Here is a 25,487-nt window from a genome sequence, read left to right as displayed (position 1 = left end):
CCGCCGCCGCCGCCGCCGCCGCCGCCTCCCCCGCCGCCGCCGCCGCCTCCGCCCGAGGTGGTCTGCTCGCCGGGTCCGTTCATCGTGTTCTTCGAATGGGACAAGTCGGACATCACCCCGGAGGCCGCGTCGATCCTCGACAACGCCGTCACCCAGTACCAGACCTGCAACAACGCGCAGGTCATGCTGGCGGGTCACGCCGACCGTTCGGGTTCGGCCTCGTACAACGTGGGGCTGTCGCAGCGCCGCGCCGACGCGACCAAGGCTTACCTGGTCTCGAAGGCCGTTGCCGAGACGAACATCTCGACCGAGGCGTTCGGCGAGAGCCGTCCGCGCGTGGACACCGCCGATGGCGTCCGCGAGGTCCAGAACCGTCGCGTGGAAATCACCTACGGCCCCGGCGCGGGTCAGTAAGGGATCGTTACCGCGAGGTAATGAGGGGAGGTCGGCGAAAGCCGGCCTCCCTTTTCTTTTGTGCGCGGACGGTGGACGACCGGGTGAAGAGCTGGGATCGCGTTCGCGGATCGCCGCGCCGATGGCGACCGCCACGACGTCGGGCGGATGACGTGTCCGGTCGGAGTATCGGTTCGGGGACACCCGATCCGCGGACTGGTCCACTGGATCGGCCGGCCTCGATCGCTTTGCGCGACCTTTCGTGGCGTCCCACCGATGGGCGCGACACCGCCATCGACGCCTTCGCGGGGCCAGTCTCTCGCCACGGTCGGCTTCGTCTGCCGCCCCCCTCCCGACCTCCCACGGTGCGACCCGTCGGCGATCAATCCCGATCGACCCTGTGTCGACGCGGGGTCCGGTCGGCGACCGAAAGCGGATCGGCATTCAGTGTGCCGGCGCACAATGGTCGCGCGCAGCAGCGACGAAGGAAGTGGTTGGATCGCGCCGAGGCGCGGGTGACAGCAGGGCTGGCGTGTGCCGGGCTCACGCCGTAGCCGATTACGCCCAGCCTGACCTCGCTGCTGGGATGAAAAGACACTGCCGCGCTACGTCACCCACCGCTCTCGCATTCCGCGCGAATCTCGATGCCTTCGCGGCGTCGTGCGAGCATCTTACCCCGGCACCTGAATGTAGATCCGGCCTCGGGAGCGCGAGGCAGCGGCCGGTCAGCGGCGCTGCGCCGCCGGACCCCGCTTTCCGCCCGAGCGGTCAGTGTCCAAAAGGGATCGCATCCCACCAGTCCGGGGATCGCGGCTGATTCATCGACAGGCGACCCGCGGTTGACAGGCGTCCCGGATGCCGATGCCGACCCTTTGGGCGCGTCAGGCCGTCATCCCCAGGCGATGTTCCCGACTCCCCCGGCGCGCTTCGCATCGATCACCGCCTGGTAATGCGCGACCAGCGCCTCGGCATGGTCGCGGTCGCTGCGCACCTTGCCCGCCGCCACGCCCGCCGCGCGGCGGACCAGTGCGCGGTCGCGGCCGAGCAGGCGGACGATCGCGCTCGCCGCGGCATAGGCGTCGCCGCCGCGATAGGTTTCGGCATATTCGGGCCGCGCTACCGCCGCCGCCCCGCCGCGGTCGGGCACGATCAGCGGCAGGCCCGAGGCCAGCGCCTCCGACGCCACCAGCCCGAACGGCTCGCTCCACCCGCCGTGGATGAACGCGTCCGCGCTCGCCATGATCGTCGCCAGCTGCGCGCGGTCGTACACGGGACGGAACAGGCGGACGTGCGGGCTCTGCGCGATATGGCGTTCCAGCGTGCGCGTATCGGTGCCCAGCCCCAGCAGCATCAGTCCCACGGGCAGCTTCGCGCCCGCGCGGCGCACCGCGTCGATCACGACGGGCCACTGCTTTTCCGGATGATGGCGCCCGATCCCGATCAGCAGGTGCGCGTCGTCCGGCAGCCCGCATTGCTCCAGCATCGCGCGGCGCAACGGCTCGCTGCGCAGCGAAGGCGAAAAGTGGTGCCGCTCGATCCCCAGCGTCATCGTCGCATCGACGCGCACGCCGCGCGCGCGCAGCCGCTCGGTCAGGATCGGGCCGTTCGTGACGACGGTGTCGAACGGCGCCAGCCGCCGCGCCATGAAGCGGTCGTACCAGCCGAATGTCCGCTCGATCGCGCCTTCCGACATCACACGGCCCAGCCAGCGTTTCGGATAGGCCTCCATATTGTCGTTGTGCATGAACCACGCCTTCATCGCGGGTCCCTGCCAGTCGGCGACGATCGAGGCGGAGCGCCAGGGCGAGACGTTCTCGACCACGTCGGGCTGCAACCGGTCGAGCCATGCGTGGACGGGCGCGGGATCGCGGAACAGGCCGTAGTTGGAATCGAACGGCAACACCGGCGACTTGACGTAGATGACGGTGCCGCCGCCGGGCCGCTCCTCGACGCGATCCTCGCGGCCGCAGGCGATGACGATCTGCTGGTGCCCCAGCGCCGCCATGACCGACAGTTTCCGGTCGATATAGGTCCGCACGCCCCCGCCGGTGGGGCTGTAGAATTCGTTGACGTCGACGATCCGCATCGTGCCTGTCCCTTATTCCAGCGGCGCGAAGCCGCCCAGCCCGCGCAGATATTGCACCCGGATGCTGGTGGTGGTGACGCCCGGCCCGACGTCGATCAGCGCCTCGACCAGCTTCGGGCGCGACCGCCCGAGCTTGCCGTTGCCGGGGAAGCCCGCGCCGTCGCTCCAGAAATTGAACTTGTTCTTCCCGTCGCGGTCGTGGCCCAGGAACAGCGCGTAGCGCCCCGGCCGCGGCACGCGCAGGCAGATGACGGGGGTGGCCGCCGCGGACGCCGCGACGGTGATGCGGCGGAACGTCTTGCCCGCGGCCAGCAACGCCTTGTCCCCCGCCAGGAAGTCGTCCTCGTTCGCGGGGTACAGTTCCAGCTTCAACGTGCCCTTGCGATCCTTCAGGCCCAGCACGCTGGCCTGGATCGCGGGACCCTGTCCGCCGGTACAGGCGGCGGCATCCGCGCCCAGCACCTGCGCCGACGCGGCGGGGGCCAGCAGCAGCGCCGCCATGCTCGCGATCCTCAGTGCGGCCGTCGCCATGCCGTCATCCTTTCCACGCCCTGCGCGATGCCGAACCCCGCGATCAGCAGCAGATGCAGCAGCAGGGTTGACCCCGCCGTGAACGCCATCAGGTCCGACAAGGTGCGATCCTGCCCGATGACCAGGATCGCGAAGTTGGCGAAAAGCAGGTCTTTGTTGGGCAGCAGGGGCAGGCGCGAGACGACCTGGCGCCCGGCGACGAGGAACAGCCACATCCCCGGCGCCACGCTGGGCATCGCCGCGGCCCAGGCCAGCGCGAGGGTGACGCCGACGAAGACCAGCCGCAGGACGTCGATCCAGAAGATGAAGAGCAATTGCCGCCGCGGCAGCGAGAAGACGCGGCGCGAGAAGACCAGGACGATCGCCGACACGCCCAGGGGGATCGTCAGCGACCACAGGATCGTCGAGCGCAGCCCCGGCTGCATCAGGTCCCATCCCAGCGGCAGCGCGACCGCGGCGAGCAGGATGGTGGTGGCATTGCCCGCGATGCCCGACACGATGCTGACGTCCTTCACCGCCCCGAACGGCGCGGCCACCATCTTCAGCCGCGCGCGCGCCCAGGCGTAGAAATAGGCGTCGCCGGTATAGCCGATCAGGACGTCGTTCGTGATCCGTTTCCGGTTCAGCGCGCCGAAGGCACTGAACGGAATCCGCCACAGGCGGCGAAAGATGACGAGGTCCGCGACGGGCAGCGCGAAATAGGTGGCGAGGAAGAACAGGTAGAACCACGGACTGTGCGGCACCGCGCGCGACAGGCCGGAGAAACCGTGGTCGAACAGTTCGTGGACCAGCCCCGCGATCATCGCCAGCGACAGCAACGCGCCCAGCAACACCGGCCAGCGCCGGCGAAGCGACGCGATCGGCTCCAGCGCGTCGAGCGCCAGCGGCGCGGGGGGAGGGGAGGGCGCGGTCATCGGATGCGGTCGCACGGCGTAGCAGCGTCGCGGGCCGCGCGCCAATCCCCCGCCACGGACCGGGGGTCAGGCGGTACCGTCGCCGTCGTCCCCATCCTCCACATTCTCGGCACGGCGCTCCATCGCGGTCTTGACCAGCGCGGTCATCGGGTCGGCGAGCGCGAGGCCCATGATCCCCAGCAATGCGCTGGCGAGGATCTGCGTGCCCAGCGTCAACGCGGGCGGCAGGTCCACGGTGCGCTTCGCCACCATCGGGATCAGGACGTAGCCGTCGAACCCCTGCACGACGATATAGGTGGCGATCGCCCAGATGCCGGTGTCGTACCCCGCGGAAAAACCGACCGCGATCATCAGCGCGCCCGACACGAACGCGCCGATGTTGGGGATGAAGGCCAGCAGCCCGGTCAGGATGCCCAGGATCAGCGCCATCGGCACGCCCCCCAGCATCAGCGCGAGGAAGGTCAGCAGCCCCTCCGCCGCCATCCCCAGCAGCCGCCCCGCCAGCAGCCGGCGCATCGTGCGCCCCATCCGCTGCACCGTCACGGCGAATTCGACGCGGTTGGCGCGCGGGACCATCCATTGCACGCCGCGATTGTACAGGCCCGGGTCCATCGCGACGAACAGCCCGATGACGAGGATCATGAACATCGTCGTCAGCGCGCCCAGCGCCGATCCGACCCACGACGTCAGCCGCCCGACCGACGACAATGCCTGCTTCGCCAGTCCCGACACGTCCGACGCGCCGGGCATCAGCCCCTGCGCGGACAGCCAGCCGGTGACGCGCATCGCCTGCGTCTCCACGGTCGTGCGCAATTGCGTCACCTGCTCGGTGATCTGCACGCCCGCGACCCAGAAGGTGCCGACGAGGAAGGCGATCGTCAGGACGACGACGATCAGCAGCCGCCACGCGCGCGCGATCGGCAGCACGCGGCCCAGCAGCCGGACGCCGCCGTCCAGCATCGCGGCGAAGACCAGCCCGGCGAAGATGATGAGCAACGGCTGCACCAGCAGGACGACCAGCGCGATGGCGCAGGCCATGCCGAGCCAGACCGACGCGCGCTTGATCTCCTGCCGGATTTCGGGATCGCGCACCTCGTGCGGGCTGGCCCCCGCGATCACGTGGACGCGGTCGGGCGCGGGCGCGGTCATCGCACCTCCTCGGGATGGAGCGACGTGCCCGCGCGCCCGCCGCGCAGCGACCGGAACCAGGTGAGCGGGTTCAGCGTGGTCGATCCGTCGACCGAGAAGGTGATGAATTCCGCGCGCCCGCCGATATTCTCGACCGGCACCGGCCCGCCCAGCCCGCGCTCGAACCCGCCCAGCTTGAAGCGGCTGTCCGCCGACCGGTCGCGATTGTCGCCCATCAGGAAGACGTGGCCCGCGGGGATCGCGATCGGGCCGTAGACGTCGCCGGGGCTGTCCGGCTCCAGATCGACGGTGTCGTAGCGTCGGCCGTTGGGCAGCGTCTCGGTCACGATCGGCAGGCGACAGGCGAGCGTGCCGTCGGGGCGCGTGATGCGCGCGCCGGGATATTGCGCGGGATCGCACGTGGCGTTGGCGTCGACGGGCAGGTCGCGGAAATGGACGCGCCCCCGCGCCACCGCCTTGCCGTTCAGGATCACGGTCCCGCCGCGCACCGCGATCGTATCGCCGGGCAGGCCGATGACGCGCTTGATATAATCGCTGTTCTGCCCCGGCGGCGTGACGATGACGACGTCGCCGCGTTCGGGCACCGACCCCCACAGCCGCCCCTCGCGGAACGGCAATTGCACCGCCCAGGTGTCGACCGGGCGGCGGAAGACGATATCCTCCACGATCGCGACCGGATTCGGGATCGTCGGCGAGACGAACGACCAGCCGTAGGCGAACTTGCTGACGACCAGCCGGTCGCCGACCATCAGGCCGGGGAGCATCGATTCGCTGGGGATGTAGAACGGCTTGGCGATGAAGCTGTGGAAGCCCAGCACCGCCAGCAGCAGCCAGAACAGGCCCTTCACCTCCCCCCACCAGTCGAAGCCGGGCGTGGCGGCGGCGGGGGTGGCGTCGTCGCGGGTGAGGGCAAGGTCGTCGGCCATCACGGGTCAATCCGGTCGAGGGGAAGTGCCTCGATCACGACGAACGCCTGTGCCCAGGGATGGTCGTCGGTCAAGGTGAGGTGGATGCGTGCGGCGTAGCCGCTCGGCACCATCGCGTCGAGCCTCGCCTTCGCCCCGCCCGTCAGCGCCAGCGTCGGCGCGCCGGAGGGGGCGTTGACGACGCCGATGTCCTTCATGAACACGCCGCGCTTGAATCCCGTGCCCACCGCCTTGCTGAACGCCTCCTTCGCGGCGAAGCGCTTGGCCAATGTCCCCGCCTTCGTGAACGGCCGCCGTTCGCCCTTCGCGCGCTCGACATCGGTGAAGACGCGGTTTTCGAACCGCGCGCCGAACCGGTCGAGCGACGCCTGGATCCGCTCGATGTTGCACAGGTCGGAGCCCAGGCCGAGGATCATAAATCCTCCCCGAGCTCGCTCGGGGAGGATTATGCGATCACCCACGCGCCGCCTCCATCAACCCCTTCATCCGCCGCACCGCATCCTCCAGCCCGGTGAAGATCGCCTCGCCGATCAGGAAATGCCCGATGTTCAGCTCCCTCACCTGCGGGATGGCGGCGATGGGGGCGACGTTGTCGTAGGTCAGGCCGTGGCCCATGTGGACCTCGATCCCGTTCTTCGCCGCCAGCGCGGCGGCATCGGACAGGCGGCGCAGTTCCTCGACGCGCTCCTCGCCCGACAGGTCGGCGTAGCGCCCGGTGTGCAGCTCCACCACCGGCGCGCGCAGCGACACCGCGGCGGCGACCTGCTCCGCCGACGGCTCGATGAACAGCGACACGCGGATGCGCGCACCGGCCAGTTCGCGCACCATCGGGGCCAGGACATTGTGCTGCCCCGCGGCGTCCAGCCCGCCCTCGGTCGTGCGCTCCTCGCGCTTCTCGGGCACGATGCACGCGGCATGCGGGCGGTGGCGCAGCGCGATGGCGAGCATCTCGTCCGTCGCCGCCATCTCCAGGTTCAGCGGCACCGACAGCACGTCGGCGAGCCGCGCGATGTCGACGTCGGTGATGTGACGCCGGTCCTCGCGCAGGTGTGCGGTGATCCCGTCCGCCCCGCCGCGCACCGCCAGCTCCGCCGCGCGCACCGGATCGGGCAACGCCCCGCCGCGCGCGTTGCGCACGGTGGCGACGTGGTCGATGTTGACGCCGAGCCTGAGGGTCATGCGCAGGCCGCCGCGGAAAGGAGGTCGTGGCTCAGGCCCTTGCCCTGCCACACTTCGCCGAAATCCTGGCCGCCCCTGTCGGTGAAGACGATCAGGACGCGATCCCGTTCGGGCAGGATGAAATTGCGCACGCCGACGCCGCCGATCTCGCCGCGCCGCTCGACGACGCGCACGGGGGCGGTGCAGCCTTTCAGCGGGGCGGTGAAGGACCATTGGCCGAGCGCGATCGATCCCAGCGCGGGCTGCCCGTCCCACATCTCGGCGCGTGTCGCTTCGGGCAGCAGCGCACCGGTCATCAGCGCGCGGTCGAACCGCCACAGGTCCGCCGCGGTGCCGTACAGCCCGCCCGCCGCGTCGAACGCCTCGATCGCGATTTGCGGTTCCGGCTTTCCGTCGATCGTGCCGGGTACGGTCGCGACGCGCGCGGGGTACGCGCCGGTCGCGGTCAGGCCGTGGGGCGCGACGATGCGTTCCGCGACCAGCGCCTGCCAGTCGCGCCCCGTCACCGCGCGCAGCAGCGCACCGGCGACGATATAGTCGCAATTGTTATAGGCCCATCGCGCGCCCGCCGGCCCCTTGACCGGTCCGGCGCAATAGCCGGTCAGCGGATCGCGGCTGCCGCGATAGCCTGCGGTATAGTAACCGGGTACGCCGTCCACCGCGGCGGTATCGTCGGGATCGGGCAGGCCGCTCTGGTGCCGCAACAGATATCGTACCGTGATCGCGCCCGCATTGGGGCTGCGCCAGCCGGGCAGGTAGCGCGTCAGCGGCGCATCGAGCGCGATCCGTCCGGCCGCAACCTGCTGCATCACCAGCGTCGCGACGACCTGCTTCGTCACCGAGGCCCAGCGCCACCGCCGCACGGCGTCCGACGCGGGATGATTGGTGTCCGACATCCACGTCCGGAAACCGACGAGTACTTCGCCGCGAAAGCCCCGCGCCTCCGCCGCCTGCGCCGCGCGGAACACGCGCACGGCGGCGTCCTGCTCGGCGGCGGGGGGCGGCGCGGGGGTGTTGGCGACCAGCGCCGCGGCGGCCAGGACAGGGATCACGCCGCGCGGCTTCCCGGCTTCACCGCGGGGATCGCCGCCAGTTCGGGCGGCAGCGCGTCGGCGGAGAAGGTGGGGACGTCCAGCCGGATCAGCGGGAAGAACGGCACGCCCAGGTCGGCCGCGCCGTTCGACCGGTCGACCAGCGCCGCGGCGGCGATCACGCGCCCGCCCGCCGCCTCGATCGCGCGAATCGCCTCGTGCCCCGACAGGCCGGTGGTGACCACGTCCTCCATCATCAGCACCGCCTGACCGGCGGACAGCCGGAACCCGCGGCGCAGTTCGAACGTGCCGGTCGGTCGCTCGACGAACATCGCCTCCACGCCCAGCGCGCGCGCCATCTCGTGCCCCGCGATCACGCCGCCCATCGCGGGGCCGACGACCGCGGTGATCCGGTCGCGCAGGTCCGCCGGGATGCGCGCCGCCAGCGCCGCGGCCAGCCGCGCGCCCCGGCGCGGGTCCATCAGCACGCGCGCGCATTGCAGGTAACGCGACGAACGCAGCCCCGACGACAGGATGAAATGTCCTTCCAGCAGCGCATCGGCGGCGCGGAATTCGGCAAGGACCTCGTCGTCGGTCATGGGGTCGCTCACGCGCATCGTCCTCCTGATCGTCCGCGGCTGTAGCAGCGTGGGCCATGGGTGCAATGAAACGCGCATCATTTTAGGCCCCTTGAGGCGGGGTGGCACGATGCGTATAGGCCGGGATCATGGGTCGCGACGACCGCGGCGGCCCGACGCGCACGATCGTGCGCGCAGGGGCGGGTTTCGACAGAAGGCCCGCGGACGCGGTCGGGCCGGGGATGACGGGAAGAAGATGCTGACGACGGGGATCAAGGGTTGGGTGATGGCGGCAGGGCTCGCGCTCGCCGGCATCGCGGGAGCGGGCAGCGCGGCCATCGCCGCGCAACCGGCGGCGGTCGCGCCGTCGGCCGCCCCATCTGCCGCCGCGTCGCCGGTCTCGACCGCCGCCGTCGCGCAGCCGGGCGCCCCTGCCGGGCTTCGTGCCGCCGATCCGGCCGCCGCATCGTCGTCCGCCACCGCGATGGACGGGGCGCCCGCGCTGGCGCCGGTCGCGGGCATCGGCCAGCCGGTCGACCGGCTGATCGGCATCCAGCCGCAGGTCACGAAAAATGGCCAGCGCGCGCACTGGTTCCACGACAAGATCCTGTTCCCGCTCATCACGATCATCTCCCTGTTCGTGCTCGCGCTGCTGGTGTGGGTCGTCATCCGCTATCGCGCGGCGGCGAACCCGGTGCCGAGCAAGACCAGCCACAACACCGCGATCGAGGTGGTGTGGACATTGGCCCCGGTCCTGATCCTGGTCGCCATCGCGGTGCCCTCGATCGGGCTGCTGTCGGCGCAGTTCAAGCCCGCCCCCGCGGGCGCCGTGACGCTGAAGGCGATCGGCAACCAGTGGTTCTGGAGCTATCAATATCCCGACCACGGCGGGATCGAGATCACCGCCAACATGCTGAAGGAAAAGGGCGAGGTCGCCGCGGGCGAGCGGTCGCGCACCGACGCCGACGGCCCGCGCCTGATGGCGACGGACAATCGCATCGTCCTGCCCGTGGGCGTGCCGATTCGTCTCATCACCACCGCCAACGACGTGATCCACAGCTGGGCGGTCCCCGCCTTCTGGATCAAGCTCGACGCGGTGCCCGGCCGCCTGAACGAGACCAGCTTCACGATCGACAAGCCGGGCGTCTATTACGGCCAGTGCTCCGAGCTGTGCGGCGCGCGCCACGCGTACATGCCGATCGCGGTCGAGGCGGTCAGCCCGGCGCAGTTCGCGGCCTGGGTCCGTGCCAAGGGCGGCTCGATGCCGACCCCGGGCAAGGCCAGCGACGCGGTGATCCCGCAGCCGGGCAGCGACAATGCCGCCGGCGTCGCGGGCGAGGCGGCGATCGTCGACAACATGACCGGCCCGACCGTGAACGGCACCGCCGTTTCCCCCACTTCCCCGCAGGGGGCCACCGGCAATCCCGGCGGCCTCGGCGACAGCGGACGCTAAGACCATGACCGACACCGCGCTCCACCCGTCAGCCTTCGAGGCGCACGACCATGGCCACGGCCATCACGATGCGCACGCGGACCACAAACCCGCGTTCTTCGCGCGCTGGTTCATGTCGACGAACCACAAGGATATCGGCACGCTGTACCTGATCTTCGCGATCGTCGCGGGGATCATCGGGGGCGGCATCTCCGGCCTGATGCGCGCGGAGCTGATGCATCCGGGCATCCAGTATCTGCCGACCTGGGCGGCGGCGCTTCACGGCGGGACGGCGCAGTCGTTCGACCAGGCGCTGCACCTGTGGAACGTGCTCGTGACCGCGCACGGCCTCATCATGGTCTTCTTCATGGTCATGCCCGCGATGATCGGCGGCTTCGGCAACTGGTTCGTGCCGATCATGATCGGGGCGCCGGACATGGCGTTCCCGCGGATGAACAACATCAGCTTCTGGCTGCTGGTCCCCGCGTTCACCCTGTTGCTGGCCTCGCCCTTCTTCGGCGGCGCGGGCACGGGCTGGACCGTCTACGCTCCGCTGTCGACCTATGGCGAGCCGGGGCCGAGCGTGGACATGGCGATCCTGTCGCTCCACCTCGCGGGCGCGTCGTCGATCCTGGGCGCGATCAACTTCATCACCACCATCTTCAACATGCGCGCGCCGGGCATGACCCTGCACAAGATGCCGCTGTTCGTCTGGTCGGTGCTGGTTACCGCGTTCCTGCTGTTGCTGGCGCTGCCGGTGCTGGCCGCCGCGATCACGATGCTGCTGACCGACCGCAACTTCGGCACGACCTTCTACGATCCCGCGGGCGGCGGCGATCCGATCCTGTACCAGCATCTGTTCTGGTTCTTCGGGCATCCGGAGGTCTACATCATGATCCTGCCGGGCTTCGGCATCGTCAGCCAGATCATCTCGACGTTCAGCCGCAAGCCCGTCTTCGGCTATCTCGGCATGGCCTATGCCATGGTCGCGATCGGCGTCGTCGGCTTCGTCGTGTGGGCGCACCACATGTTCACGACGGGCATGAGCGTGAACGTGAAGATGTACTTCACCGCCGCGACGATGGTGATCGCGGTGCCCACCGGCATCAAGATCTTCAGCTGGATCGCGACGATGTGGGGAGGCTCGCTGACGTTCAAGACGCCGATGGTGTGGTCGATCGGCTTCATCTTCATGTTCACCGTCGGCGGCGTGACCGGCGTCGTCCTCGCCAACGGCGGCGTCGACGATTACATGCAGGACACCTATTACGTGGTGGCGCACTTCCACTACGTCCTGTCGCTGGGCGCGGTGTTCTCGCTGTTCGCGGGCTTCACCTACTGGTTCCCGAAGATGTCGGGGAAGATGCTGAACGAATTCCTGGGCCAGCTGCACTTCTGGGTCTTCTTCGTCGGCGTGAACGTCCTGTTCTTCCCGATGCACTTCCTGGGCCTCCAGGGTATGCCACGGCGCTACCCCGACTATCCGGACGCGTTTGCGCACTGGAACTATGTCGCGACCGTCGGCTACATGATGATGGCGGCGGGCATGGCGATCTTCTTCGTCAACGTCGTCTGGTCGCTGATCGCGGGCAAGAAGGCGGGCGACAGCCCCTGGGGTGAAGGCGCGACGACGCTGGAATGGACGCTGTCCAGCCCGCCGCCGTTCCACCAGTTCGAAACGCTGCCGAAGATCGACGCCGACCACCATTGATCGGCTGATCGTCAGTGATGCGAAGCGCTCGGTAGCGGAAGCTGCCGGGCGTTTTCGTTTGCAAGGATGGTTGGCCGCCTCGGCGCCGTCCCTCGGCAGCGGCGTGCCCTTGTGCTCCCCCGAAGGCGGGAGCCCAGACTGGGTCCCCGCCTTCGCGGGGACACAAGGTGGCCTGGTCCGAATGGGCGAACGAGTCCGGCATGACGGGCCATCCCCTTTCGGGTTCGCGATTGCGCGGTGAGGTGGATGCGGCATGACGGACCGTTTCTCCTGCCAGGCCCGCGGCATCCCCGTCGTCACCCCGGCCTTCGCGCCGGGGTCCATCGCGCCTCATCCGCGACCCCCGCCAACGACGCGTCCCGCTCGCGGCACGATGGCCCCCGGATCAGGTCCGGGGTGACGGCGGAGGTGTGTTGAGCGCGAAGGGGCAAAGCACCTCGTCATGCCGGGCTGGTCCTGGCATCCACCGTGCCGCGGATAATCCGGCCTGAGAGTCTGTGGTCGGGCGGATGCCGGGACCAGCCCGGCATGACGGAAGGGGAGGGCGCTGTCCTACTTCCGAGCGCTCGTGCTATCGCCGCGGCGATCATCATTGTTCGAGAGGAGCCGAACAAACGCACACCCCCAGACCCTGCGACCTTATGCGACCTTTCGCGCGATCAGCCCGCCGCCTTCCCCGGCGTATTGACGCCCATCGATTGCAGGTACCGCTTCACGTTGCGCGCCGCCTGGCGCAGCCGCTGTTCGTTCTCGACCATCGCGATCCGCACGAATCCCTCGCCGTTCTCCCCATAACCGACGCCGGGAGCGACCGCGACCTTCGCGTGGGTCAGCAACTGCTTGCTGAATTCCAGCGAGCCCAGATGCCGCGACGCGGGCGGCAGGGGGGCCCAGGCGAACATGGATGCGGGCGGGGCGGGGATGTCCCAGCCTGCGCGGCCGAAGCTTTCGACCAGCACGTCGCGGCGCTTGTGGTACAGCTGCCGGTTCTTCTCCACGATATCCTGCGGCCCGTTCAGCGCGGCGCAGGCGGCCGCCTGGATCGGCGTGAAGGCTCCGTAATCGAGGTAGGATTTCACCCGCGTCATCGCCGCGATCAGTTTCGCATTCCCGACCGCGAACCCCATCCGCCACCCGGCCATGGAATAGGTCTTCGACAGCGACGTGAACTCGATCGCGACGTCCTTCGCGCCGGGGACCTGGAGGATCGACACCGTCGGCTTCCCGTCGAAATACAGCTCGGAATAGGCGAGGTCCGACAGGACCCATACCTTGTTCTCCCGCGCCCAGGCGACGAGCCGTTCGTAGAAGGCGAGGTCGACGGTTTCCGCGGTCGGGTTCGACGGATAATTGACGACCAGGATCGACGGCCGCGGCACCGTGAAGGCGATCGCGCGGTCGAGGCTTTCCCAGTAATGTTCGTCCGGCGTCGTCGGCACCGCGCGGATCGTGGCGCCGGCGATGATGAATCCGAACGTGTGGATGGGATAGGACGGGTTGGGCGCCAGCACGACGTCGCCCGGCGCGGTGATCGCGGTGGCGAGGCTGGCCAGCCCCTCCTTCGACCCCATCGTCACGACGACCTCGGTTTCGGGATCGACGTCCACGCCGAACCGCCGGGCGTAGTAATTCGCCTGCGCGCGGCGCAGCCCCGGGATGCCGCGCGACGCGGAATAGCCGTGCGCGTCGGGCTTGCGCGCGACCTCGACCAGCTTCTCGATCACGTGCTCGGGCGGGGGCAGGTCGGGATTGCCCATGCCCAGGTCGATGATATCCTCGCCACCGCTGCGCGCCTGTGCCCGCATCGCATTGACCTCCGCGATGACATAGGGGGGCAGGCGCTTCATGCGGTAGAATTCGTCGGACACCGGAAAACCTCGCGATCGGATGCCCGTCCTTAACCGACATGGCGCGGACGCGGAACCCGCGCTATTGCTCGCCGCCACGAGAGGATGCCGCCATGACCGACACGCCACCCGCGCCGGACCTGAAGGAGCTCCAGCACTGGACCTGGCTGATGGGCCGCACGCAGCAGATGATGCTGGAGGCGGGTCTGGACGCCGCCGCCGCGCTGCCCGGTGCCGAAACGCCCGCGGCCAGGCAGGTCAGGGATTTCTGGAGCGACCAGCTCGCGCTGTGGGACCGTGTGACGAAGCCGCGGGAGCCGGGAGAGCAGCCGCCCGAAAAGGATCGCCGCTTCAGCGCCGACGCGTGGCGCGACAACCCGTATTTCGCATGGATCCGGCAAAGCTACGCGCTGATGGCCGACCACCTCCTGCGCGGCGTCGACCGGATCGAGGGGGTGGACGAAAAGACGCGGACGCAGCTGCGCTTCGCGGCGAAGGGGTTCATCGACGCGGCCAGCCCGTCCAACTTCGCCTTCACGAACCCGGAAGTGATCGAGCGGACGGTGCAGACCAGGGGGCAGAACCTGATCGACGGGATGCAGAAGATGCTGACCGACATCGGCAAGGGGCAGCTGACCCACACCGATCCCGACGCGTTCGAGGTCGGGCGCAACCTGGCGACGACCCCGGGGAAGGTGGTGAAGCGCACGCCGCTGTACGAACTGATCCAATATGCGCCGGCGACGGACACGGTGCTCGCGACCCCGCTCGTGATCTTCCCGCCCTGGATCAACCGCTTCTACATCCTGGACCTGACGCCGGAGAAGAGCTTCATCCGCTGGGCGGTGGAACAGGGCGTGACCGTGTTCATGGTCAGCTGGAAATCCGCCGACGCCACGATGGCGGACGTGACGTGGGACGATTACGTCGCGGCGCAGGTGGAGGCGGTGGACACGATCCGCGACCTGCTGGGCGTGCCCGCGGTCCACGCGATCGGCTATTGCGTCGCGGGCACGACGCTTGCCGCGACGCTGGCGTGGCTGACCGCGAAGGGGGAGGCGGACAAGGTCGCCAGCGCCACCTTCTTCACCGCGCAGGTCGATTTCGCGCAGGCGGGCGAGCTGACCCATTTCGTCGACGACGAGCAGCTGAAACTGGTCGCCGCGCTGTCGCCGGAAGGGTTCCTCGACGGGCGGTACATGGCGGCGACGTTCAACCTGCTGCGCGGGCGCGACCTGATCTGGAACTACGTCACGAACAACTACCTGCTGGGGAAGGATTATACCGCCTTCGACCTGCTGCACTGGAACGGCGACACGACGAACCTGCCAGCGAAATGGCACCTGTCGTACCTGACCGACCTGTATCGCGACAATCGGCTGGTCGAGCCGGGATCGCTGTCGATCCACGGCACGCCGCTGGACCTGACGACCGTCGCGACGCCCAGCTATATCCAGGCGGGGCGCGAGGATCATATCGCGCCCGCGGGCAGCGTGTGGAAACTGACCGACCATTTCCGCGGGCCGACCCGCTTCGTCCTCGCCGGATCGGGGCATATCGCGGGGGTCGTCAATCCGCCCGCCGCGGGGAAATACCAATATTGGACGAACGAGGGCGCGCCCGCGTCGCTCGACGAGTTCGTCGCGGGCGCGACCGAGACGAAGGGCAGCTGGTGGCCCGACTGGATCGAGTGGCTGCGCGCGCATGGCGCCCGGACGGTCGCGGCGACGGGCGCGCGCATACCGGGGGAGGGCGCGCTGCCGGGGATCGAGGACGCGCCGGGACGCTATGTGAAGGCGCGGTGACGCCCGCCTGACGCTTTTGTTGCACTGCACAAAAACACTTGCGCGACCGCGCTCGCGCGATTATTGTGCACTGCAACAAGGGAGGAGCAGGGCATGGCCACGACCAACGGCACCACGCGCAAGTCGGCCGCGTCCGCAAAGCCGCGCACCGCGCGCGCCGTTCCTTCCCCGACGCCCGCCGTGACGGCGGAATCCTCCACCATCGAGCCGGTCGCGACGAAACCGGCCACCGCGGCGCCCGCCGCCGCGCGAAAGCCAGCCGAGTCGCCGGCCCCATCCGCAAAGGAGCCCATCATGAACGACACGATCAAGAACGTCGCCGACAAGGCGCAGGAGACCACGAAGGCCACCGTCGCCAAGATCGGCGAGCAGACGAAGGTCGCGATGGAGAAGGGCAAGGTCCAGATGGCCGACTACGCCGATTTCCAGAAGGGCAACGTCGAGGCGATGGCCGAGGCCGCACGCATCGCGGCGCAGGGCGTCGAGGCGATGGGCCAGGACGCCGCGGCGTTCGCGAAGAAGTCGTTCGACGCCACGTCGGAGGTGCTGAAGGCGATGGCGCAGGTCAAGTCGCCGACCGAGCTGATGAAGCTCCAGGCCGATTACTTCCGCACGTCGTTCGACATGCTGGTGGCCGAGGCGTCGCGCTCGACCGAAGCGTCGCTGAAGCTGGCGGGCGATGTGGCCAAGCCGCTTCAGAACCGCATGGCGCTGGCGGCCGAGAAGATGAAGGTCGCGGCGTAACGCGCGATCCCCGTTTCGGGACGATGGAGGGCGGCCGCAGCGATGCGGTCGCCCTTTTTCGTGCGCGCGGCGCTTGCCCTCACCCCCCGCATTGCCATATTTCCCCCGTGCCCATGAACCCTGATCCCTTCACGATGGCCGGCGACGACGACATGCCGGGCGACGATAACGACAATGGCGGGGACGGCCGCACCGGCGTCGGCATCGCCACGCGCACGCGGTCGAAGACGAAGAAACCGACGCCGTATCGCGTGCTGATGCTGAACGACGATTACACGCCGATGGAATTCGTCGTCCTGTGCCTGCAACGCTTCTTCCGCATGAACATGGAAGAGGCGACGCGGGTGATGCTGCACGTCCACCAGAAGGGCGTCGGCGTCTGCGGCGTGTTTTCGTACGAGGTGGCGGAGACGAAGGTGACGCAGGTCATGGACTTCGCGCGCCAGAACCAGCACCCGCTGCAATGCACGCTGGAGAAGGCGTAGCCTGACCGATCCTGCGGGATTGGTTCCAAACCGGGGCGACGATGCGGTTGGTTCGGCGCCACCCGCGACCGTCACCCCGGACTTGTTCCGGGGTCCACCGTGCCGCGGGCGGATCGTGTGCCGAACCGGGCGGCGGACCGAGGCGCGGTGGATGCCGGGACGGGCCCGGCATGACGGCGGTTCTTCGACGTCGTCGCCGGTGAATGTCGGGAGGTCCCCGTCACATACGCACTCTTGCTGCACCGGTGCGCCGCGCTGTAGGCTCGCCCGACAGGAGAGCCATCATGTGCGACGCCGATACCGATGCCGACAACGCCCGGATTTCACGGCGGGACTTCGCGCTGGGGGCAAGCGCGGCCAGCATGGCGGCGTTGCTGCCCAGCCCGGCGAACGCGCGCCCCGTCACCGGACGCGCGGTGACGATCGAGACGCCCGACGGCCCGGCGCAGGCGTTCTACGCCGCGCCCGCCAGCGGGCGGCATCCCGCGATCCTCGTCTGGCCCGACATCATGGGCCTCCGTCCCGCGTTCGAGGGTATGGCGACACGGCTGGCCGAATCGGGCTATGCGGTGCTGGCGGTGAACCAGTTCCATCGCTCGACCAAGACGCCGTTCACCGCGCTCCCCGATGCGCGGGCGAAGGCGATGGAATGGCGCAAGGCGATCACGCCCGAGGCCACGACCCGCGACGCGCTCGCCTTCATGCGCTGGCTGGATGGACAGAAGGAGGTCGATGCGAAGCGCGCGGTCGGGTCGACCGGCTATTGCATGGGCGGGCCGATGACGTTCCTGACCGCGGTCGCGCGGCCCGATCGCGTCCGAGGCATCGCCTCGTTCCACGGCGCGGGCCTCGCCACCGATTCGCCCGACAGTCCGCACCGGCTGGTGCCGCGGATGAAGGCGCGCGCGCTGATCGCCGTCGCGCAGAACGACGATGCGCGCGCCCCGACGGACAAGGACAAGGTCCGCGCCGCCTTCGCCGCGGCGAAGCGCCCGGCGGAGGTCGAGGTCTATCCCGCCAACCACGGCTGGTGCCCGCCCGACAGCCCCGCCTACGACCGCGCACAGGCGGAACGCGCGTGGGACCGGCAGCTCGTGCTGCTGAAGACGCTGTAGGGGCTGCGGGCATGACGCTCACCTTCTACACTCACCCCATGTCCCGCGGGCGCATCGCGCGCTGGATGCTGGAGGAAAGCGGTGCGCCGTACGACACGGTGCTGATCGACTGGGACGACAAGCCTGCCGCTTTGCTGGCCGCCAACCCGCTGGGGAAGGTGCCGACGATCGTCCACGACGGCCATGTCGTGAGCGAGGCGGCGGCGATCTGCGCCTATATGGCGGAGGCGTTTCCCGACGCGGGCCTGGCCCCGACCGCGGCGGAGCGGGCGGCCTATCACCGGTGGATGTTCTTCACCGCCGGACCGCTGGAATCGGCGATGATGGACAAGGCGCTGGGCGTCGACGTGCCCGCCGACCGGCGCATGATGGTCGGGTACGGCAGCTTCGCGGAGGCGGTCGACACGCTGGAGCAGGCCTTGTCGGGCACCGCCTATGTCGCGGGCGACCGCTTCACCGCCGCGGACGTGTACGTCGGCAGCGCGGTCGGGTGGTTCACGCAGTTCGGGATGCTGGAGAAGCGCGCGGCGTTTACCGACTATCTCGCGCGGCTGTGGGATCGCCCGGCATGGGTGCGGGCGCGCGCGATCGACGATGCGCTGATGCCGACGAAGGCGTAGGCGCCGACCCCCCGTGCTCCCGCGAAGGCGGGAGCCTAGACCGGGTCCCCGCCGTCGCGGGAACACATCGGTCACGAACGCAGACGATCGTCAGCTCAGCCCTTCGCGCGCGCCGCGACCGTCACCAATATCGCCCTGCGCTCGTCGTCTGTCGCCCCGCCCCAGCGCGCGATCTCGTCCAGCGTGCGGTGACAACCGAGGCACAGCCCCGATCGTCGGTCGATCGTGCACACCAACGTACAGGGCGACTCGACCGCCATCGCGGTCAGCGCGACAGCACCACCGACAGGAAGTCCGGGACCGGCCCGTTCCAGCCGACGTCGGGGCCGTCGTCGCGCTCGTCGCGGCGCGGGCGATATTCGCGCCGCGGCTCCTCGCCACGCGACGGGGCATAGGGGCGGGCGGGCGGACGCGACGTCTCGACGGTTGTGTCACGCTCCTCGCGCACCGGCCGTTCGGCGCGCGCGGGCCGATCCTCGCGGGCGGGCCGCTCGGCACGGGCCGGCCGCTCCTCGCGCACCGGCCGCTCCTCGCGGGCGGGACGTTCCTCGCGGGCTGGACGTTCCGCCCGTGCGGGCCGCTCCTCGCGACGACGACGCGCCGGCCGCGCTTGCTCGGCCTCCGCCGCCGGTTCGGCGGGCAGGTCGCCCAGCCGCTGGATCTTCTGTCCCGTCAGCTTCTCGATATTGTCGATATTCTCGACGTCGTCCGGCCCGACGAACGTATAGGCGATGCCCGTCGCGCCCGCGCGACCGGTGCGGCCGATGCGGTGGACGTAATCGTCCGGATGCCACGGCGCATCGAAGTTGAAGACGTGGCTGACGCCCTTGATGTCCAGCCCGCGCGCCGCGACGTCGCTGGCGACCAGGATGTTGACGTCGCCCTTCTTGAACCGGTCCAGCTCGGCCAGCCGTGCGGGCTGATCCATGTCGCCGTGGATCTCGCCCGACTGGAAACCGTCACCGCGCAGCGACTTGTTCAGTTCGCGCACCGTGGTCTTGCGATTGCAGAAGATGATCGCGTTGCGCACCTCCTCCAGCCGCAGCAGCCGGCGCAGCGTCGCGCGCTTGTCCGCCGACGCGCTCTTCACCGGCACCACCCACTGGGTGATGTTGATGTTCGTCGACGCGGGCCGCGCCACCTCGATCGTCTTGGGATTGTTCAGGAACTTGTCCGCCAGCTTCTTGATCGGCGGCGGCATGGTGGCGGAGAACAGCAGGGTCTGCCGCTGCGCCGGCAGCTTGGTGCAGATTTCCTCGATGTCGGGGATGAACCCCATGTCGAGCATCCGGTCCGCCTCGTCGATGACGAGCAGCGAACAGCCGGTCAGCAGGATCTTGCCGCGCTGGAACAGGTCCATCAACCGGCCCGGCGTCGCGATCAGGACGTCGACGCCCTTTTCCAGCGCCTTCACCTGGTCGCCCATCTGCACGCCGCCGATCAGCAACGCCATGCTGAGCTTGTGATACTTGCCGTAGGTGACGAAATTCTCCGCCACCTGCGCCGCCAGCTCGCGCGTCGGCTCCAGGATCAGCGAGCGCGGCATCCGCGCCCTGCTGCGTCCCTGCGCCAGGATGTCGATCATCGGCAGGACGAAGGACGCGGTCTTGCCCGTCCCCGTCTGCGCGATGCCGATCATGTCGCGCATCATCAGCACGCTGGGGATCGCGCTCGCCTGGATCGGCGTCGGCTCGGTATAGCCGGTGTCTCCGACGGCGCGGAGGAGTTCGTCTGAAAGGCCGAGGTCGGCGAAGCTCATGCAAATGTCCGGTTAGCGTGGAAGCCGGCCGGGCGCGACTTCCCACATCCCAGCGCTTCCCCATCGCGCGCGCGAAGTCAAGCTGTGCCTTGGATTCCGGCTTCTATCTCTTCGCGGTCAGGGTCCGGAATCCGGTGATCGCGCATCGGGCGCCCGACCGCGACCGCAACGAATCGCGACGGGCGCAGATGCGGCCGTCGGCGGTGCGCTTCAGGTAGAAGCCGGAATAGAAATCGAGCGTCGGGCAATCGTCGTCCAGCTTGGCGCGCAGCCGGCGGCCGTCGGCGACGACCAGGTCGACGTCGCCCGACCGGTCGATCGACGCGCCCGTCAACGCCGTGACGGGGACGCAATCGGCGGCGCGCTTCTCGATCCACACCGGCGTCGCGGCGCTGGGGGGGGCGGACAGGGTGCGCGCCCCGGCGGAGGACATCGCGGCGGGGGGGACGGGGCGGACGCGGGGGATGCGGATGACGATGCGTTCGTGGTACAGCATCTGCGCCGTTTCCACGCCGTCGAGCGACCGCGGATCCTGCGCCGATACCAGGCACGGGGCGACGCAGGACAACAGGAGCGGAAGGAAGCGGATGGTCATGACCGATCGGCAGGATGTGGCGAGTCGTTTGAATACGGCATGAATTGCGTACAGGACGGTGGCGTGACAACCCGTATCGACCAACTTCTGTCCCGGCTGGAACCGATCCTGCCGCCGCGCGCCATCGTGACGGAGCCGGACGACATCGCGCCCTGGCTGACCGACTGGCGCGGTCGCTACCACGGCGCGGCGCCCGCGATGTTCGAACCCGATTCGACGCGCGATGTCGCCGCGATCGTGGCCGCCGCGCGCGCGCTGGACGTCGCGCTGGTGCCGCAGGGCGGCAATACGTCGATGGTCGGCGGCGCCACGCCCCCCGCGGACGGCAGCGCCGCGATCCTGTCGCTGCGCCGCCTGAACCGTATCCGCGCGCTGGGGGAGGGCGAGGCGGTCGCGGAGGCAGGCGTGATCCTGTCGACGCTGCACGACGCCGCCGCCGCCGCGGGGCAGCGATTCCCGCTGTCGCTGGGCGCGAAGGGGTCGGCGACGATCGGCGGGCTCGCGTCGACCAATGCCGGTGGCACGCAGGTGCTGCGATGGGGCACGATGCGCGCGCTGGTGCTGGGGGTGGAGGCGGTGCTGCCCGACGGCGCGATCCACGACGGCCTGTCCGCACTGCCCAAGGACAATCGCGGCTACGACCTGCGCCATCTGCTGGTGGGGGCGGAGGGGACGCTGGGCATCGTCACCGCCGTCACGCTGCGGCTGGTACCCGCGGTCGCGGCGCGGTGCGTGGCCTGGGCGGGCGTGGCGACGCCCGACGCGGCGATGGCGCTGCTGGCCCGGTTCCGCACCGCGACGGACGCGGTGGAGAGCTTCGAACTGCTGCCGTGCGAATCGCTCGACGCGGTGCTGGCGCACATTCCGGGCACCCGGGCGCCGCTGTCCGGGCGGCATCCCTGGCATGTGCTGGTGGAGGTGACGGCGGCGGCGGGCGAGGCGGACCCCGGCGCGCTGGTCGAGCGTGTGCTGGGCGCGGCGATCGCCGACGGCGCGGTCGCGGACGCGACGATCGCGGGCAGCGAGGCGCAGGCGGACGCGTTCTGGCGCATCCGCGAATCGATCTCGGAGGCGGAGCGCGCCACGGGTCCGGCGGCGCAGCACGACATCTCGGTCCCCGTCGCCGCGATGCCGCGCTTCATGGTGGAGGCGGCGGCGGCGTGCGAGGCGCGCTTCCCCGGCACGCATGCGTCCGGCTTCGGGCATCTGGGCGACGGAAACGTCCATTTCCACGTCCGCGCGCCCGCGGGCACCGACCCCGCGCACTGGTACGGCGATCAGGTGCCGGTCGTCTCCGCCTTCGTCCACGACCTCGTCACCGCGGCGGGAGGATCGATCTCCGCCGAACACGGCATCGGGCAGATGAAGCGCGCGGAACTGGAACGCCTGTCCTCGCCCGCGCGGATGGCGGCGTTGCGCGGGATCAAGGCGGCCTTCGATCCGGGTGGTTTGATGAACCCCGGCAAGCTCGTCACGCTTGCGCCGGCCCGCGCCACGCAATAGGCCCGCACGTCATCGGGCGCCCGCGCGCCACCATCGACCGACGGAGTACATACATGGCCAGCGCGCCGCAGCTTCCGCTCTTCTACAACGGCCTGGAGCCGCTTTCGAGCGAGATCCACGCCAACTATCGCGTGCGTCAGACCAACGTCGCGCCGTTCCTGGTGGGGCAGCATGCCGTCCCGCTGACGGTCGAGGAATTCCCGATGGTCCAGCGCCACATGCCGATCGTCTTCGCCGCGGGCGACGAGCCGGTGCCCATCGCGCTGATGGGCCTGAACGAGGGCGTGAACGTGTTCGTCGACGCCGACGGCAAGCTGGTCGAGGATACGTTCTACGTCCCCGCCTACGTCCGCCGCTATCCCTACATGCTCGCGCGGCTGCGGCCCGACGCGCAGGAACTGTCGCTGTGCTTCGATCCGACGTCGCCGACGATCGGCGCGTTCGACGACGGCGATGCGCTGTTCGAGGGCGCGCAGCCGACCGACTTCACGAAGGGTATCCTGAACTTCGCCGAACAGTTCGAGCAGGCCGCGGCCCGCACCGGGCAGTTCGTGAAGGAGGTCCGCGAGCTGGACCTGCTGATGGAGGGCGAGGTCACGATCCAGCAGGACGGCTTCGAGCAGCCGTTCGTCTATCGCGGCTTCCAGATGGTGAACGAGGAGAAGCTGAACGCGCTGCGCGGCGACCAGCTGCGCAAGATGACGCAATCGGGTCTCCTGCCGCTGATCTACGCGCACCTGTTCTCGCTGTCGCTGATGCGCGAAATCTTCGCGCGCCAGGTGAGCCAGGGCAAGATGCCGCAACCGCAACTGGTCTGACACCCGGGGGAACGACGATGGCGACACGGCCGGTGATGGGGGAACGCTATTCGCGGGTCGCGATCGCGTTCCACTGGACGGTCGCGCTGCTCGTCGTCGTCAACCTGGCGAGCGGGATCGGCGGCGACGCGGTGCCCGCGCTGGGCGCGCTGTTCCCGCTGCACAAGGCGATCGGGATCACGGTCCTCGTCCTCACGCTCGGCCGGGTTTTGTGGCGGCTGGGCCACCGCCCGCCCGCGCTGCCGCCGTTGCCCGCATGGGAACGCGTCGCGGCGCACGCGACGCATTGGACATTGTACGCGCTGCTGATCGTCATGCCGCTGTCGGGCTGGGCGATGGCATCGAACCCGGAACGCCGCCGGCCGCTGACGTGGTTCGGCGCATTCGACATCCCCTACCTGCCCGTGTCGAAGGCGGCGTCGGGCGTCGGACACGAGGCGCACGAGCTTCTGGGCTGGCTGATGCTGGCGCTGGTGCTGCTGCATGTCGCCGCGGCGCTGCGCCATCATCTCGTGCTGCGCGACCGCGTCCTCGCGCGGATGCTGCCCGGCGCGCGCTGATCCGGCGGCTTTTTTCACGGGGGTTGCAACCCCGCGGCACCTTCCTATGTTTAACAGGTACGGCTCTCGTGTCCCCCCTTTCGCGAGGCCGTATGGCACACCCTCGGGTGTGTCTCCTCCCTGAACCTAGGCCACCGCGTGCGCATGCACGCGGTGGTTTTTTTATTCCGCCGCCTGCGCCGCCACACCGGATCCCGCCGACGCCTCGTCGGCCAGGGCATCGATCATCGCGCGCACCAGCCGCGTGACCGCCTCCATCCCCGGCCCCGGCGAATCGAGCCGCCGGTCGAGGTAGAGCGACCGGTCCAGCTCCAGCTGGATCGCATGGATGTGCTCATGCGGTCGCCCGTGGCGTTCCAGTATGTGTCCGCCGGCATAGGGGGTGTTGATGGCATAGGGCACGCCTGCCCCCTCCAGCACCGCCTCCAGCCGGTGGACGAACCGTGCGGCGGCGGCGCGGCCGAAACGGTCGCCCAGCACCACGCGCGCGCGGCCCCCCGCGATCGGCGGCATCGAATGCACGTCCAGCAGCACCGCGGTCCCGAACCGCGCCTGTGCGCGCGCGAGCGTGTCGCCGAGGGCGTCGTGATAGGGGCGGTGGTCCGCCGCGATCCGCGCCTCCACCTCGTCCGCGCCCAGCCGGCGCCGCCACAATTCCCCCGCCACGGCGGTCCGCCGCGGCACGATGCCCAGCCCCGCGCGCACCTTCGCGGACAGGTTGGCGGGCCGCGCCCCCTCGTCCAGCAGGGGATCGCGTTCGTGTTCCGCCCGGTTCAGGTCGATCCAGGCGCGCGGCGCGATTTGCAGCAGCAGCGTCTCCTGTTCCCGTGCCGCCAGGGCGATCGCATCGACGTGCCGGTCCTCCAGCGCGGCCAAGCTGGCGAACGGAGCGCGAAGCGCGCTGCGCAACGACAGGGGGTAATCGCGGCCCGCGTGCGGCACCGACAGCACGACCGGGCTTTCGGGGATGTCGCGACCGATCAGCTGGAACGAGGACGGCATATGCCCGACCCTATGGCGACTCGCGCCGCGCCGCAACATGCGGGCAGACCGCCGCATTGCCGGTTCGTTCACCATAAGCGCGGGTGGAAAGTTTTACGCCTGGGGCGCATAAGGCGACGGGTGGAGAACGGGGACGACATGATACGCATTCTGCTGGCCGAAGACGACGATGTGATGCGCGAGTATCTGGCCCGTGCCCTGGAACGGTCCGGCTATGCCGTGACCGCGGTCGATCGCGGCACCGCGGCGTTGCCGCTGCTGGAAAGCGAGACGTTCGACCTGTTGCTGACCGACATCGTGATGCCGGAAATGGACGGGATCGAACTGGCGCAGAAGGCCGCGGCGATGTCGCCCGGCCTGCGCGTGATGTTCATCACCGGCTTCGCCGCGGTGACGCTGAAGGCCGGCGGCGCGATGCCGCAGGCGCGCGTCCTGTCGAAGCCGTTCCACCTGCGCGACCTGGTGATGGAGGTCGATCGCCTGTTTCAGGTCGGGGAGGCGAACGGCCTGGTATGATGGCGCTTGCGCATGGCCGTTCGCGCGGCTAGAGGCGCCATTCCCGTGGGCGTGTAGCTCAGTGGTAGAGCACTGTGTTGACATCGCAGGGGTCGCAAGTTCAATCCTTGCCACGCCCACCATCGAATCAGCCCGCCCGGTCCGCGACCCGGCGGGCTTTTTCCTGTCCGCGCCGTACCCCGACCGCC

Annotated in this window: 27 protein-coding genes and 1 tRNA gene; 13 read left to right on the top strand and 15 right to left on the bottom strand. The window is 69.5% G+C overall.

What is annotated here, in order from left to right:
• Positions 1-414 (top strand): OmpA family protein (locus ASG29_RS17290; RefSeq protein ID WP_235532711.1); only part of this gene is annotated, 414 nt, incomplete at its 5' end.
• An 868-nt stretch (positions 415-1,282) separates the two neighbouring features.
• Here the strand turns inward: ASG29_RS17290 and ASG29_RS00350 are convergent.
• From ASG29_RS00350 to pyrE, 9 genes are all read right to left on the bottom strand, one after another.
• Entirely contained in the window at positions 1,283-2,479 is a 1,197-nt protein-coding gene (locus tag ASG29_RS00350; RefSeq protein ID WP_055978602.1) for a glycosyltransferase, read from the bottom strand.
• Between the two features lie 12 nt (positions 2,480-2,491).
• Complete coding sequence (locus tag ASG29_RS00345; RefSeq protein WP_055978600.1) at positions 2,492-3,010, bottom strand: DUF2141 domain-containing protein; 519 nt, start codon at positions 3,008-3,010, stop codon at positions 2,492-2,494.
• Positions 2,992-3,924 (bottom strand): hypothetical protein, encoded by a 933-nt coding sequence (locus tag ASG29_RS00340; protein WP_055980589.1) that lies wholly within the window; start codon positions 3,922-3,924, stop codon positions 2,992-2,994. Before ASG29_RS00340 ends, ASG29_RS00345 begins: the two co-directional genes overlap by 19 nt.
• A 66-nt stretch (positions 3,925-3,990) precedes the next feature.
• Positions 3,991-5,073, bottom strand: coding sequence for an AI-2E family transporter (locus tag ASG29_RS00335; protein WP_055978598.1), 1,083 nt, complete (start codon positions 5,071-5,073; stop codon positions 3,991-3,993).
• Positions 5,070-5,999, bottom strand: coding sequence for a signal peptidase I (lepB, locus tag ASG29_RS00330; RefSeq protein WP_055978597.1), 930 nt, complete (start codon positions 5,997-5,999; stop codon positions 5,070-5,072). Before lepB ends, ASG29_RS00335 begins: the two co-directional genes overlap by 4 nt.
• On the bottom strand, positions 5,999-6,415 hold the full coding sequence (gene acpS / locus ASG29_RS00325) for a holo-ACP synthase (RefSeq protein ID WP_055978595.1): 417 nt from the start codon (positions 6,413-6,415) through the stop codon (positions 5,999-6,001). Before acpS ends, lepB begins: the two co-directional genes overlap by 1 nt.
• Positions 6,416-6,452: 37 nt before the next feature.
• Positions 6,453-7,178 carry a pyridoxine 5'-phosphate synthase gene (locus ASG29_RS00320; RefSeq protein ID WP_055978592.1) on the bottom strand — a complete coding sequence of 242 codons (726 nt, stop codon included), beginning with the start codon at positions 7,176-7,178 and terminating at the stop codon, positions 6,453-6,455.
• Complete coding sequence (locus ASG29_RS00315) at positions 7,175-8,230, bottom strand: serine hydrolase domain-containing protein (RefSeq protein ID WP_055978589.1); 1,056 nt, start codon at positions 8,228-8,230, stop codon at positions 7,175-7,177. Before ASG29_RS00315 ends, ASG29_RS00320 begins: the two co-directional genes overlap by 4 nt.
• Positions 8,227-8,808 (bottom strand): orotate phosphoribosyltransferase, encoded by a 582-nt coding sequence (gene pyrE / locus ASG29_RS00310; protein WP_055978587.1) that lies wholly within the window; start codon positions 8,806-8,808, stop codon positions 8,227-8,229. The genes ASG29_RS00315 and pyrE overlap by 4 nt, the downstream gene beginning before the upstream one ends.
• Positions 8,809-9,073: 265 nt before the next feature.
• On the opposite strand from pyrE, the gene coxB reads away from it, so the two are divergent.
• Together coxB and ctaD are read left to right on the top strand one after the other, a co-directional pair.
• On the top strand, positions 9,074-10,240 hold the full coding sequence (gene coxB, locus ASG29_RS00305; RefSeq protein ID WP_235532710.1) for a cytochrome c oxidase subunit II: 1,167 nt from the start codon (positions 9,074-9,076) through the stop codon (positions 10,238-10,240).
• 4 nt (positions 10,241-10,244) lie between these two features.
• Entirely contained in the window at positions 10,245-11,930 is a 1,686-nt protein-coding gene (gene ctaD / locus ASG29_RS00300) for a cytochrome c oxidase subunit I (RefSeq protein WP_055978583.1), read from the top strand.
• 659 nt (positions 11,931-12,589) lie between these two features.
• Here ctaD and ASG29_RS00295 read toward each other — a convergent pair.
• Positions 12,590-13,798, bottom strand: coding sequence for an LL-diaminopimelate aminotransferase (locus tag ASG29_RS00295; protein WP_055978581.1), 1,209 nt, complete (start codon positions 13,796-13,798; stop codon positions 12,590-12,592).
• Positions 13,799-13,890: 92 nt separating this feature from the next.
• On the opposite strand from ASG29_RS00295, the gene ASG29_RS00290 reads away from it, so the two are divergent.
• Positions 13,891-15,582: a PHA/PHB synthase family protein gene (locus tag ASG29_RS00290; RefSeq protein WP_055978579.1), complete on the top strand. Its 1,692-nt coding sequence runs from the start codon at positions 13,891-13,893 to the stop codon at positions 15,580-15,582.
• Here ASG29_RS00290 and ASG29_RS16935 read toward each other — a convergent pair.
• The gene (locus tag ASG29_RS16935; protein WP_162242913.1) at positions 15,564-15,893 is read right to left on the bottom strand and encodes a hypothetical protein; all 330 of its coding nucleotides are present in this window, start codon (positions 15,891-15,893) and stop codon (positions 15,564-15,566) included. The genes ASG29_RS00290 and ASG29_RS16935 overlap by 19 nt on opposite strands.
• On the opposite strand from ASG29_RS16935, the gene ASG29_RS00285 reads away from it, so the two are divergent.
• The 4 genes from ASG29_RS00285 to ASG29_RS00270 all read left to right on the top strand — a co-directional run bounded on the left by ASG29_RS00285 (position 15,877) and on the right by ASG29_RS00270 (position 18,546).
• Positions 15,877-16,326 (top strand): phasin family protein, encoded by a 450-nt coding sequence (locus ASG29_RS00285; protein WP_162242912.1) that lies wholly within the window; start codon positions 15,877-15,879, stop codon positions 16,324-16,326. The two genes, ASG29_RS16935 and ASG29_RS00285, sit on opposite strands and share 17 nt — an antisense overlap.
• Before the next feature lie 113 nt (positions 16,327-16,439).
• Entirely contained in the window at positions 16,440-16,811 is a 372-nt protein-coding gene (gene clpS, locus ASG29_RS00280; protein ID WP_414883884.1) for an ATP-dependent Clp protease adapter ClpS, read from the top strand.
• A 284-nt stretch (positions 16,812-17,095) separates the two neighbouring features.
• Complete coding sequence (locus ASG29_RS00275) at positions 17,096-17,926, top strand: dienelactone hydrolase family protein (RefSeq protein WP_055978576.1); 831 nt, start codon at positions 17,096-17,098, stop codon at positions 17,924-17,926.
• A gap of 11 nt (positions 17,927-17,937) precedes the next feature.
• Positions 17,938-18,546 carry a glutathione S-transferase family protein gene (locus tag ASG29_RS00270; protein WP_055978574.1) on the top strand — a complete coding sequence of 203 codons (609 nt, stop codon included), beginning with the start codon at positions 17,938-17,940 and terminating at the stop codon, positions 18,544-18,546.
• Between the two features lie 95 nt (positions 18,547-18,641).
• Here the strand turns inward: ASG29_RS00270 and ASG29_RS16240 are convergent, their stop codons facing one another.
• The 3 genes from ASG29_RS16240 to ASG29_RS00260 all read right to left on the bottom strand — a co-directional run bounded on the left by ASG29_RS16240 (position 18,642) and on the right by ASG29_RS00260 (position 20,900).
• The gene (locus ASG29_RS16240) at positions 18,642-18,806 is read right to left on the bottom strand and encodes a DUF1289 domain-containing protein (RefSeq protein ID WP_082515530.1); all 165 of its coding nucleotides are present in this window, start codon (positions 18,804-18,806) and stop codon (positions 18,642-18,644) included.
• A gap of 5 nt (positions 18,807-18,811) precedes the next feature.
• Positions 18,812-20,305: a DEAD/DEAH box helicase gene (locus ASG29_RS00265; RefSeq protein WP_055978572.1), complete on the bottom strand. Its 1,494-nt coding sequence runs from the start codon at positions 20,303-20,305 to the stop codon at positions 18,812-18,814.
• A gap of 103 nt (positions 20,306-20,408) precedes the next feature.
• Positions 20,409-20,900, bottom strand: a complete 492-nt coding sequence (locus tag ASG29_RS00260; RefSeq protein ID WP_055978570.1) for a hypothetical protein — start codon at positions 20,898-20,900, stop codon at positions 20,409-20,411.
• Positions 20,901-20,939: 39 nt separating this feature from the next.
• Between ASG29_RS00260 and ASG29_RS00255 the strand changes: the two genes are divergently transcribed.
• From ASG29_RS00255 to ASG29_RS00245, 3 genes are read left to right on the top strand one after another with little or no spacing between them, the layout of a single operon-like run.
• Positions 20,940-22,403, top strand: a complete 1,464-nt coding sequence (locus ASG29_RS00255; RefSeq protein WP_082515529.1) for an FAD-binding oxidoreductase — start codon at positions 20,940-20,942, stop codon at positions 22,401-22,403.
• A gap of 53 nt (positions 22,404-22,456) precedes the next feature.
• The gene (locus ASG29_RS00250; RefSeq protein ID WP_055978568.1) at positions 22,457-23,221 is read left to right on the top strand and encodes a SapC family protein; all 765 of its coding nucleotides are present in this window, start codon (positions 22,457-22,459) and stop codon (positions 23,219-23,221) included.
• Positions 23,222-23,238: 17 nt separating this feature from the next.
• Positions 23,239-23,781 (top strand): cytochrome b, encoded by a 543-nt coding sequence (locus ASG29_RS00245; protein WP_082515528.1) that lies wholly within the window; start codon positions 23,239-23,241, stop codon positions 23,779-23,781.
• Between the two features lie 162 nt (positions 23,782-23,943).
• Here ASG29_RS00245 and ASG29_RS00240 read toward each other — a convergent pair whose 3' ends face one another.
• The gene (locus ASG29_RS00240) at positions 23,944-24,783 is read right to left on the bottom strand and encodes an N-formylglutamate amidohydrolase (protein WP_055978564.1); all 840 of its coding nucleotides are present in this window, start codon (positions 24,781-24,783) and stop codon (positions 23,944-23,946) included.
• A gap of 138 nt (positions 24,784-24,921) precedes the next feature.
• Between ASG29_RS00240 and cpdR the strand changes: the two genes are divergently transcribed.
• Both cpdR and ASG29_RS00230 read left to right on the top strand, forming a co-directional pair.
• Positions 24,922-25,299 (top strand): cell cycle two-component system response regulator CpdR, encoded by a 378-nt coding sequence (cpdR, locus tag ASG29_RS00235; RefSeq protein ID WP_055980581.1) that lies wholly within the window; start codon positions 24,922-24,924, stop codon positions 25,297-25,299.
• A 47-nt stretch (positions 25,300-25,346) separates the two neighbouring features.
• A tRNA-Val gene (locus ASG29_RS00230) sits at positions 25,347-25,421 on the top strand.
• The last annotated feature ends 66 nt before the right edge of the window (positions 25,422-25,487 follow it).

The organism is Sphingomonas sp. Leaf412, from assembly GCF_001425405.1.
Classification (GTDB): Bacteria; Pseudomonadota; Alphaproteobacteria; order Sphingomonadales; family Sphingomonadaceae; genus Sphingomonas.
The sequence above is the reverse complement of the archived record's forward strand: the minus strand, read 5'-3'. Positions and strand labels throughout refer to the sequence as shown.